Source organism: endosymbiont GvMRE of Glomus versiforme (assembly GCF_003546845.1).
The window spans coordinates 62,275-74,770 of record NZ_NWVA01000001.1; the positions used below are offsets into that span (position 1 = coordinate 62,275).

Annotated in this window: 5 protein-coding genes; 2 read left to right on the forward strand and 3 right to left on the reverse strand. The window is 33.4% G+C overall.

Going from position 1 to position 12,496, the window contains the following annotated elements; genetic code table 4:
* Nucleotides 1–60: 60 nt before the first annotated feature.
* Both GvMRE_RS00355 and GvMRE_RS00360 read left to right on the forward strand, forming a co-directional pair.
* The gene (locus tag GvMRE_RS00355; RefSeq protein ID WP_147409290.1) at nt 61–8,058 is read left to right on the forward strand and encodes an NADAR family protein; all 7,998 of its coding nucleotides are present in this window, start codon (nt 61–63) and stop codon (nt 8,056–8,058) included.
* Between the two features lie 95 nt (nt 8,059–8,153).
* The gene (locus GvMRE_RS00360) at nt 8,154–8,933 is read left to right on the forward strand and encodes a hypothetical protein (RefSeq protein WP_147409291.1); all 780 of its coding nucleotides are present in this window, start codon (nt 8,154–8,156) and stop codon (nt 8,931–8,933) included.
* Nucleotides 8,934–9,021: 88 nt separating this feature from the next.
* On the opposite strand, the gene GvMRE_RS00365 is transcribed toward GvMRE_RS00360, so the two are convergent.
* The 3 genes from GvMRE_RS00365 to GvMRE_RS00375 all read right to left on the reverse strand — a co-directional run bounded on the left by GvMRE_RS00365 (nt 9,022) and on the right by GvMRE_RS00375 (nt 11,731).
* Nucleotides 9,022–9,519 carry a deoxycytidylate deaminase gene (locus GvMRE_RS00365; RefSeq protein ID WP_147409292.1) on the reverse strand — a complete coding sequence of 166 codons (498 nt, stop codon included), beginning with the start codon at nt 9,517–9,519 and terminating at the stop codon, nt 9,022–9,024.
* Between the two features lie 262 nt (nt 9,520–9,781).
* Complete coding sequence (maeA, locus tag GvMRE_RS00370; RefSeq protein WP_147409293.1) at nt 9,782–11,326, reverse strand: oxaloacetate-decarboxylating malate dehydrogenase; 1,545 nt, start codon at nt 11,324–11,326, stop codon at nt 9,782–9,784.
* Nucleotides 11,327–11,368: 42 nt separating this feature from the next.
* Entirely contained in the window at nt 11,369–11,731 is a 363-nt protein-coding gene (locus tag GvMRE_RS00375; RefSeq protein ID WP_147409294.1) for a hypothetical protein, read from the reverse strand.
* Nucleotides 11,732–12,496: the final 765 nt, after the last annotated feature.

Below are 12,496 nucleotides of genomic sequence, written 5' to 3' on the forward strand. Positions count from 1 at the left end.
CATAAGCAAAATCATTAAAAAAAAGCCAGAGAGAGAGAGAGAGTTAAAACTATATATATTATGACAATAATAATAAAATTTAATAAACCAGAAGATGGAAATTTCTGACTCACAAATTTTTACAAAAGAGAGCCAATTAATTCGCTTCTGCCAACTAAAATTGACAATAACGGAAAAATAGCAGAAGACTCGGACTATTTTATTATTGATATTGATGAAAGAGAAAAGGGACGCAAAGGTGATGAACCATTCAGATTTGCCAGTGCTGAGCATCTTTTTCAAGCCTTAAAATTTGCCTGACAAGATCCTAATTGAGTTTATGTGAAGCAAAGGATAAAACAGCGAAAGAGAGTTAAAGTTTTTTTAAAACCAGGACATTCAGGAGAAAATGCGAGATATTTCGCTGAAACAGATCCGACCAAAATAGGTGGAGAAATAAGAAGAGATTGAGACACCTATAAATTAAATGCCATGAAATATGTCATAAGACAAAAATTCACTCAAAATCCAGAACTAAAACAACGATTAATGGATACTGGCTACGAAATGTTAATAGTGGATAACAACCTTCTTCTTGATGAAACAGAAGATGATAAATTTTGAGGTGTTACTCATTATATTGATGAAAGAAACCATGTTGGACAAAACCATTTGGGCAAAATTTTAATGGAAATAAGAGAAGAACTTCAAAAAAAGGAAGGATGAACAGAACGAGAAGAAAGCGGAGATTCATCTGGTTCTTCAGAAAGACCAACCACTTTTTTTATAGATGAAGAATCAGCCCATGAATATTCCCGAGACCTTCTCAGAAAAGGATTAATTTACTCAACCCAGCGAAACAGATTAACCCAAATAAATTCTACTTCTAATTGGTTAATTTTTCATGCTAGTTCGCTTGAAAGAGAGGGAAGAACTAATGAAAATAGCGAACTATATAGAAGCGATAGTTATAAAATAAAATCAAAAGCATTGAAAGAAATATTTAAATGTCTGGCTGAGGAAGCGGGTCATAACAATTTTGATTTTGAAAACTTTAAATTGAATTTTAATGGAGACACTGCCTATAATCCTGATGTAGACAGTGAAAGAGAAAGGGAATATACAAAATGAAGTTATGAAGACTTAAAAGATTGATACTTAACAAAGGGCAGAAAATTAAAAAAAAAACTTGTAGGGAATAATTTGAGTATTTATTTAAGAGGTGTGAAGTTTGATTTACATGAAAGCAGAGAAGGTCATTGACAAGCCCCCTTAGCTGGTGGTCCTCATGGTCCACTAACTATTGCTATTAGAAAAGACAGAGAAGGAAAACTTAGATACGCAATTGACGAGACTGACGCACACGGAAATGTTATACACAGAACCGGAGACGAAATTAAAGATACAAGGTCTACTAAACTATGAAGATGACTATGAACTGAAGAAAATGAAGAAAGAGATTGTTGAATTGCTATTAATAAATCTCATTTTATAGCCCAATGTGATGAATCGGGAGTCTTATCTACTATATTTGGAGGTGAACTTAATCAACTTGAAGATGGAAGCATAATTGATAGCAGTCTGAGAAACCGAAAAAAAACCAAAAATCTTGATGAACTATTAGATAGTGTTATAACTGCCGAAAGAGAAAGCAATTTAGAAAAATTTGTCAATGAAAACAAAGAAAAAATAATTATTAATATTGCCAGGAAGAAAAAAGAAAAAGAAAAAGAAAAAGAAAATATTACTTTTGTCATTAAAAATGCTGAGATTGATAAATCTTCTGCTACTAGTTGGGGCAAGAAAAGTATGTTAGACAGAAACTGTGGAGAAATGGGTGGATGTCACAAAGGAAATACCGATTCTTGAGTTGTCGCTTGTTCTTTATGTAGTCTTGGAGTAAAAGGAGAAGATTGAAAAGAGTTGACTACAAGTGTCTCAGACTGCAAAGAAGAAATTAAAAAACAAAATGCAGAAAAAAGAGCAAGAGGAGAAAAAGAATTAGTAGAAAATGTAGATTGGCGAATAAAAGCAAATGGGAATTTAGAATACTTTGATCCATCTGATAGAACAAGAGGAAGGTGAAAATGAGTAGAATACGGAAAATATGAAAAATTTACAATAGGGAACACAATTAACCTAGAACTAGATTATCCGATTACTATTCAAGGCAATAAAATTGAAAGAATTGAGATAAGTCGTTTTGTCCTTGAAAAAGAATTGTTACTTGATAAAAGAAATAGAAATATTACTATTGAAGACGTTGAAATAAGCAAAGGGGAAGCCGAATTTCGCATTGAAGGTGATAAATACGGGGACACAAGAAAAGAATGAGTTAAAAAAAACACGCTAATTATTGGCTTATCTTGTGGTAATATTAGAAAAGCCACAAAAGAAGAAGTAAGAAATTCAAAAGGAGACGAATACAAAAAAGGAGAAATTATTGAAAAAATTACTAATACCATTAATGCTATCAATAACATTGAAAGCATTGAAGAAAGATTTAAAATTACTGATGAAACCAGAGGATTTGAAGGATGGGAAAGACGAATTACTGATGCTCCCAACTTTGATGAAGCAGAAAGGATAAAAAATGAGATTCACGAAGCAATTCTAACTCATATACGAGACGTATTAAGAAATTTAAGAGCAGATTCATATGTAGAAACAGGTGATTTAGAGCCAGAAAATCGTTTTTACCGAGCAGAAGACCCAGAAGGCAGAAGTAGGAATGATGCCTTATCAATTACCAAAAACCCGGAATTAGAAAATGTGGCAGCCACTACTCAAAGGATTGTGACTGATATTTTGGCTAAAAAACTAGATGAAGAAGCAGCAGAATTTATTAATAAATTCAAAGACGCACAAGGCGGACGAGAAGCCATGGAAACAATTACTAACCAAGAAATTTTAGCCTATAAAGAAAAAGGTTGAGATGCTGAAACGGCTCGGCGAATTTGAGATTTTGAGTGAGAAGCCAGAGACCTAAAAGAAAAAGAAGCAAGCGACGCCAATCCAATTGCTATTCTTGAAGGAACTAACATTGATATTTTTAGAGAGAGAGGTGTTGGTAAAAAGAAATCTGCTTTGTATATGGAAGTTATAGCAAGTTTACCAGATGAAAACGAAATGAAAATAAGATTTAGGGGGCTTAATTTTGACCAAAAAAGAGAATTAATAAAATCTTGGATGAGAAAGCACTTTACTCCTAAACAATTCTTAACTGCTGCTGAAAACGATTGGGTTGCTAATGATGTAAAAGTAAAAGACAGGTTAGATAAAAATAGAGAAATTGCTGGCAAAGCTTCATTAAACGGTGAAGAAGGAAGTTATATCTTTGACCCTTTAATAGTAAAAAAAGAGAGAGTTGTCGCCCAAGATGAAGAATGAAGAGAACTTTTTCCTGATGCTGCTGAAAGATATAAATGACAAAGTTCTTTAATTTTAACTCCAAGACAAGCTAACTATCTTGGTAGAGAAAAAAAATGAGAACCTAACGATATAAGACCTCTATTTAATCGTATATATATATATATTATGAGCGATGGAAGAGAAGTCCGCCCAGGAGACCCTGACTATGAAGTTGTAAACAGAACAAGAAGATTAGGAGACAAAACAGTTCGCGAGACAATTATGACTGATGAACAACAATTAGCCGGAGTAGAAATATTTTTACCTTATTCATCCACTATTTTGTTTAACAATAAAAAAGAATGAAGAAAAGAAAGAGAAACAATGCCAAAAAAAAGCAATTTTTATGCTAGATTATTTAAAAATTGCCTTGAAGGAGAGTTGCGAGAAATAGCTGACCGAACGGAAAAGTTACCAGTTGGTAAACGTTGAGATACTGACCCACTTTTCACCGGTATGACGGAAGACTTATTTAGAGATAGAGACCCTACTGATGAGGAAATTAGAGTAGCCGAAGAACAAGGAAAGAGAAATTTAAGAGCCGAAATCCATGCTTGAAGAAAAAAAGGATTTAATTTTGATGATGCTCGGATTGCTTTTGAAAGAGGATGAAATGCCAGAACTGATAACATTTCTGATAAAAATTATAACGACCCTGATAACACTGGATTATTTACCATGTTTGATGGCACAACTTTCAATCCTATCACTACTAATAAAACTCGGGAACATACGCTAACAGAATTCGGCTTAGCCGTTTATTTTAGCGAACAAAAAAGAATAGCCCAGACAATGCTACATACTAATGACTTAGAAGCATTAAGAAGACAAATTGCCTTTTTAAATTCTTTTGCGATTGCCGAAGCCGGTTCGCCACGAAATATTGTGTGGACTGTTCCAGCAAGAACAAGAGAAGAAAATGAGGGATTGCTTAGAGATTTAAGAGAACGGGAAATATATATAGTTGAAACAGAAGAATCAAGAAGATGAGAAGAAGTATTTGCCAATCGTTATGAAGCAACTCAATGAAGAACTACTGGATTAGAAATCAATGAGGCTCAAACAGCACAAAGAAATGGTTGATTACCAAATCAAATTACGGAACGCATGGCTCACCTTGATGGCACTGATGATGGCACTGGTTATAATCCATTAGAAATAACTGCTGAAACTGCTGAAAGATGACATACAACTTTCCTTGATCCGGGAACTCGTAATCAATGAATAGCTACTGGCTTAACTTTTGAACAATGCCAAACCGCTAAAAATAATGGTTGAATTATAGATTTTATTGTTCGACCAATAGACCTTGCTAACCCATTAGCAGAATTAAGAATGACTGCTAGACCAGGAGAAACACCTCTGACTTTTCCCATTACTATTCGTCTAAGAGACACCGTTAATGAAGCATATGAAAGGCTTTTTTTTGCGAATAGAGGAATTGCGGATAATGAAATCAAAAATAGATGAATTGACCTTGATCTAAATATTTATGAAGCCATTCGAGCCTATGATGAAAAGCACTGAGATAATTTGGAAGGAGTTGGGCGCAATGAAGATAACAGAATAATTTATGAAAGCCACGAACAAACCACAATGATTGATCTTCGAGGTCTTTGAACTTATAATAAAAATGATTTAGATACAGTTCATAGCCTTTTAAATGATATTAAACGAGAAACTGATTCAAGCAATCTAATGTATCAAATAAGAAGAACAGTCGGTCAACGAATTGCTAACTTTGATATTGCTGATGATGCTTTACCCGAGAGTGCAAGAAAAGCAAATATAGAACATGCTAGAAATATAAAATCTTTGACATTAAATGGCTGAGGCGAAACATTGAGAGGTACAATAAACTTTGACGATGGTTCTCATTTACAAGCAGCAAGAGACAGAGATAATATTTATTTAGTTAATTATACTTCTTCACATGGCATTACTATAAATAACATTGATATTCGATTACACGGAAAAACACAAATAGACAATGCTCACCGAATTTTAACTGATATTAGAGGAAAAACTATTGATAGCATTGATGACTTGAATGACAGAGGAGTAATCCATACCCAAATTGAAGCAATTTCTGCTGCCGATAACGAAAAACTACCAAATGAATTAAAAAAAACGGCTTTGAATAGAAAAAGAACAGAAAGAAGGAATGAAATAAATAATGAATATGCAGAATGAAACAGATTTTTTGCCGATCATGTTGCCGAATTTGGCAGAGATGCACCAACTCACGAGCAAAATGCTCTGCGTCAAAGTTGAAGAAATAGTAATCTGAGTCCAACCCGTCATGCCGGAGCAGACAGCGAAGCCGACCAAGTTTGAAATAATGGTTGAAGAGATTTTAATGACAATGGAACACTGGGAGATGTTGATAACAAAGGGGGTAGAGTTAGCGGATTTAATCGACTCACTGGAACTTTTGTCTATACTTCTTATGGCATACCAACAAATGGGGTTGACCCAAGAGTTAAAAACAAAGACGATTTAGATTTTATTCATTATTTCCAAACTAAGGGAGCAGTAATGAGAGATGAAGAAATTTTGGCTTACAAGAAAACAAGTCCTAATCGTGCTCACCGCTTAACTGAAATTAACGCATGAAACTCTTATGATAATGGATGAACTAATCCAGAGGAAATTAGCATTAATAACGAAGGAAGAGGAATTGTTTGCTTTGCTGACGATAAAACCAACATTACAAATTGAGAAGTTTATAGTTATTGAAGAGAAAATAAAACCCGAATTGCAAAATATCAGGATACGTTCAGACAAGCGGGAAATGGTATATTAGCGGTCGATGAAACAGAAAGAGAATTACCAGTTGACGAAGCAGAAATTAACAATTGGATAGAAATTTATTCTGATCCAGCAAAGAGCAGACGAGTTTATGATAAATATTGAAATCCAGAAAATATTGGCAACTTAACTAGCGGACATCATGGTGAAATTACTTGAAATAGTGTTGATTATGATAACACTATTAATCCCGAAATAATTGACAAACTGGCTGCTTATGAAACCGCCCTAAATAATGCTCCTGGAAGCACACGGCCAGGAAGAATTCATGTTCCGATTGGAAGAGATGAAATAAATGATATAGCCTTTGATTGACTAAGCAAAAATTACCCACCAACTGATGCTCGCATAAATATTGATAATGGTTGAAGTGCCAGCGATGTTGCTGATTATAATATTCAGCCTAACCAAGGCAGAGTTATTGATGGAGAACCTTATTCTTATAATACTCTTAACCTTTTGAAAAGCCAAGCCCAATTCATTCACGAATTCCGAGGAACTATCCCAGTTGGTTTGACTAACGACCAAATATTAACTTATCAAGGAAAAGGATTCAATGGCACTGAATCTCGGGCTGTTTATAATAATGGTTGACATGACTCTAACCAGTTAGGAAATGAAGGAACTGCTCATGCTCGCCAAGCAACTTTAGACGGAACTAATTATAATATTGATCCTTTAACAAGAACTAAACAACAAGCCGAAGGAATTCAAGCAGTAAATCATCATTGAGACAATAACGTTGCTAATCTAGCAGCAGGAACTGATAAAAACGCTATCTTGGGAAGAGATTGAGAAAGCAAATTTGATGGCAAAAATGGTCCAGAATGTACAGTGTTAAGGGCTGGGTTGACCACATTGATTGATAATGAAATAACAAACCAAAGAAATGCCAGAACTGGCGGCAGAGGTGGTGCTCCTGGAGGTGGCGGAGGTGGCTATACTCCTCCTTTAAACACTGGTTTTGGGACTGGAAATACTGGTGGTGGCAACACTGGAAATCAAAATCAAACTCAACCGACTCCAACGACTCAAACTTCAACTAATCAACCAACTTCTTCTGGTACAAGCAGCAATAACGGAACTAGTGCAGGTAATTCTCCTGATGGTTCACCTTCCCCTTCTAGTTCTAGTAGTAGTGGATACTTCGGTGGTGGTTTTACTGGCGGAGGAGGTGGTGGAGGAAACTTTTCTCCTACCTCTACTTCTGAAAGTAAAGATCCTCCAGTTTCAAAGTCTCAACCAACTCCTACTAAACCAGAATCTAACCAACCAACTAAAAACTCCCCTTCTCAACCTGAAACTCCTCTTAATCCTGAAATAATTACAAAAGTAAAAACCCAAAACAGTGAAGGAGAAAACTGAACTCCTGAAGAAAAAGCAATCATTGAAAAAATTCTTACTGAAAATGTTGCTAAACCCCAAGACCAGCCAGAAAAAGACCAAAAAGCAGCCAAAATTACTACTGTTGAAAAAGCCAAATTAGTGCAAGAATTAATGACCAAAACAAGTCAAGCCTTAAAAACACAAACTTACTCCCAAGAATTACATAATTGATTAGTGGAACAAAAAGAAACGAATGCTCAAATCTACCAAATGGTTAATGCTTACCAACAGCAAGTCCAAAAAGCCATTAAACGTTTAGAGCAATTACAAAAACAACAGCAGCAAGTCAATCAAACTAGTTTCACATCCCCGAAAGAAAAAAAATGGCTTCCATGAGCCATTAGCGGCGGAGTTTTAGCCACGACTGCTGTATTAGGAGCAACTGCCTGGTATCTTAACAAAATTCCAACTGGTACAGGAAAAACCAAACCTCCTTTGCCAAAAGGTTCAAAAAGCAAGAGAGGAAAATAAGGAATTCAATTTCAATTTTTTTTTATTAGTGCCGTTAAATAAAGATAAAATTTATATTAATGAATAGATGTTAAAAATTATTCATTGTTGAGAATATGGAATTCAGAAGAAAATTTTTTCTAAGCAAGATTTTTGAAAAAAGACCGATTTTAATAATTAGCACCTTGTTGCATATTTTTTCTCTTGTTTGCTCTTTGATATTTAATAACAACATTTTAGAAAGTAATAAATTTGCTCACGCACCTTTTAACTTCTTTTGGGAATGACTGACTGTTTTTTGATGTGTTTGGAGTTCAGTACTAACAGTTATTTATAATCTTGTTGAGTTGAAATGAGATTATGAAAAGAACGAACAAGCCCCAAAATGATGAAAAACTTTTGGTTTAATTTTGGCTGTTGGTAATGCGTTAAGCATACTGATTTTTACTACTTATTTGCCCGACCAATTAAGCAAAGATATTCGCCGAGGACCTTTTTGATGAATTTACTCTTTTATTTGGCATTATGTCACTTTTCCTTTGTCTTTATTTTACTTCTGTAAATTTGTTAAAATAGAAGAAAAAATTGTTTACCAGAAAAAGATTTTGTTGCTGCTTGCTTTTCAACCTTTCATTTTCTTTGTCATCAATTTATTTAGAGTGAACACGGCTGACGAAACTTATTTAAACACTAAAAGAGGTTGAAAGAAATTTATGGTTCCGTGCTTTGAATGAGCCGAAAAAGGAGAGTGATTTAAATTTTTTTGCTTTTTTTGGGGTGGTGTTTTAGCTCTTTGGATACTTTTGCTTTTGCTGTTAAAAATAAAGAGATCTTATTTTCCTTCTACACTGCTAAAAGGGAGTAAAAAAAACCAATTTTCTAGAAATTCATCTTAATAATAACTATAAATAGCAAAAAAAGTTATTAGTTATCCAACTCCCATTTAGAACAGGCTTCTAGATAAGTACTTGGCGAAATTTCTGACTATATTTCTAATTTTTGGTAATCAATTCCCACTTCATCAAACATTATTTTAGCAGCCTTTCAACTTTCTCCTCATTGTTCTGAAATTGGCCAATCTAAATAGTAAACAGTTTTGATACCGGCTTGAATAATTAATTTAGCACATTCATTACAAGGAAATAAAGTAGTATAAAGAATAAACTCTTGGCAGTTTTGTCGAGCACTAATTATTGCATTAGTTTCAGCATGAACGCAATAAGGATATTTAGTTTCTAGCCATGGTCCTTTATCATTCCAAAGATACTTATCATCAGAAAAACCTCAGGGAAAGCCATTGTAGCCAGTGGCAACTATTTCTTTTTGTTGGTTAACTATTACCGACCCCACTTGATAATTAGGATCTTTACTTCTTTGAGCCACGAGTTTAGCAATTGAAGCAAAATATTCGTGTCAGGATAAGCAGCCAATTCTTTTAGTAGATTTTTTGACTTTATTACTTTTTTTTTGGTTTTCATTCATTACTTTTACTTGTAATTATTTTTTATGCTGAGACAGAATTACGAGACTGTTTTTTTTGCCTAAAACCGATTATTAAAAAGAACATAATATATTAAAATTTCTAACAATTCAATCAAAAAATCCATAGACACAATGACACCAAAAAAACTATTTGTTGAATTTTTAATAGTGGTTGGAATTGCTTGATACTTAACTTCCCAGTTCTAATTATTAACACTACAAAAAATATTGTCGCTTTTTTGAGAAGAATAAGAAGTTATTTTTAGTTTGCTTGTTGGAGAGAAGAATATTTTTCTCGTTTACTGAGTGTTTGCTTGATTAGAATGGCAATTTGCTTACTAATTGTTTGAATTCTAGTTAAGTTGGGGTAAAGGCTATCTTCTTTTGTTTCTGTTTCGTTTAAACTTTCTGCTAAACATTTGGCAACAATATAAATTAAGGAATCAGTGATTTTTTTTGTTTTGGATAGCAAAACACCTAATTCTAGACCAGGAAAAATATACATATTATTTGCTTGGTTATTTTTATAAACTTTATTGTTTTCAGGGGTAAAGTAATCAGGAAAATCTGTTCCTGAAGCAAAAATTGCTTGATTGTTGGTGTATTTCATAGTTTCAGCAAAGGTACATTCTGCCTTAGTTTGGGGGTTTGAAAGAGCAAAAATGATAGGTTTTTGGTTGTATTTTGTCATTAGTTGCAGAACTTTTGGTGTAAAAATTCCTTTTTTTCCGCTTAATCCAATAAGAATAGTAGGCTTAACATAATTAATTATTTCACTGAGTTTTTGGTATTGCTTGCCCTCGTTATCTTTTCGAACGAAAAAAATTTTGTGTTTAGCCAGTTTGTCTCCGCGGTCTTCGGTAATTAGTCCTTTGCTGTCTGCCATTCAAATTAACTTTTTAGTCTCTTTTAATGTTAAATTGTGTTCGTTTTGGAAGTAAATCAGTAACATTTTTGCTACTCCTATACTCGCACCACCTGCTCCTACTAATAATATTCGCTGTTGCATGGGTAAAATTTTAGTTTTTTTTATGGCATTAATCAATCCTGCTAACACCACAGCACCAGTTCCCTGAATATCATCATTAAAACAAAGATATTTATCTTGATAACGTTCTAGCATTTCCAAAGCATGTTTAGTCTGAAAATCTTCAAAATGAATTAATATTTGGGGGAAATTTTTGGTTAATGCTTTTAATAAATTATCTATGGCTTGGTAGAAATTTCTTTCATTTGGTCTTTTTTGTTTTAAGCCTGGATAAAGAGGATCTTGTAAATTCTTTGGATTATCAGTTCCGCAGTCAAACATAATTGGCAAAATTTTCTCTGGGGTAATTTTAGAAAAAATACTTAGTAATTGGGATTTTCCTCAACAAATAGGAAAACCATTAACTCCTAAATCTCCTAAGCCTAGAACTCGTGAACCATCAGTTAAAATAGCAATTTGCGGTGCACTGAACTTCTTTTTGTAATTAACAAGCATTTTATCAAGATTGGGTAAATCTTCTAAGTTAATAATTAATCCTTCCTGTGGCAAAAAAGGAACCAAGGAAGAATAATTTAAGCAAATGTCTCCAATGGTAGGAGTGTAAATTAAAGGTAATATTTTTTTGGGATTGTCAAGAACTAATTGTGAGAATAAATTAAAATCATTTTTTTTTAATCAAGTTAAGAGTAGATATTTATCAATATTATTATTTTTTTTTTCTATCTGTTCGGAAATAATTTTTCTATTTTTTTTATGAAAGTTGCTGGGCGGATTAGTGCTTTCTTTTACAATTTCATCCTTAATTTTTTTGTTTTTCATTACCAAACTTGCTTTTCGTTAAGCAAATAATTAGAATTATAGTTATTCTTCTTTGCTAATAATTTGCTCCTCTTTGTTGGAAATATTCTCCTGAGGAGTGTCTAGGCTGTTAGGTTTTTTGATTTTTAATTTCTTCTCCCTGTCTGAGTTAATTAGTAAATGTTGGACAGGCGATTGTTGAAGAATTTTTTCTATTTGTTGAACCTTTTCAGGACCAATTGCTAGATGAAGCAATAAGTAATTTTTCACTTCAACAGGTCAAACTAATTTTTCAGTTTTCAAACTTTTTATTTCTAGTTTTTGAGGGTTCAAGTTTTGAATATTCTTTACTAAATTTGCTTTTTTTTCCTCTTCTTGGCCCGAAAATAAACACAATAATTCGTAATTATGAACATTTTTTTTCATAAGTTATTTTTACTCTGTTTTATTTTTCTTTTATATGAGGAAAGTATCCTGCTAATTAGTGAGTAAAGGATTCGAGTACCAATCGTGACTCAGTTAGAGCAACTTTTCAACGGAATGAATGGCTAACTAAACAGCAAGGTCAAAAGGCTAAGCAATTAAAAAAATCCTGTTCGGGCTATGCTGACCATTTCATCGCTTACCAAAAAAATAACTATGATTATTGCCGTAACTGTACTTTTAAGGCTCAAGGCAACCAAACTATCAAAAAACACTATCAACGAAAACATTACATGGTTAACATCTAATCTATCCAGGAACAAATTCAACCCTTAATTGCTACTAGTTTAGCCAAAAAACAGACTTTTTATTCCGTAAATTAGAAGAGTTAAAAAAGTTTGAAGAACTCAATAAATTCGACCACCAATACCTAAATGCTCACCTTGAATCCCTTTTTTTCTTAGACACTACTGTCGGTCAAAAGATACCTGCCATTGGTGGGTGTTATTGGCAAGATTCAGAGTTCTTTATCACAAATCCAAATAAGTTTAATCTAAGTATTAACTAATCAGCAGCGGATTTGGAATAAACTAAAAAGTTTAAGAAATAAAACCACTGAATTCACTAGCCACAAAAACCAAACTAAAGCTCAAAAGCAAGCCAGCAAACCTTTTGATTATTATAAAAAACAAGAACCTTTCTATCGAGGATTATTTTGAATTGCCCCGGTCCTGTTGCTTATTTTATGGATTGTTAGTGGGATTTAGA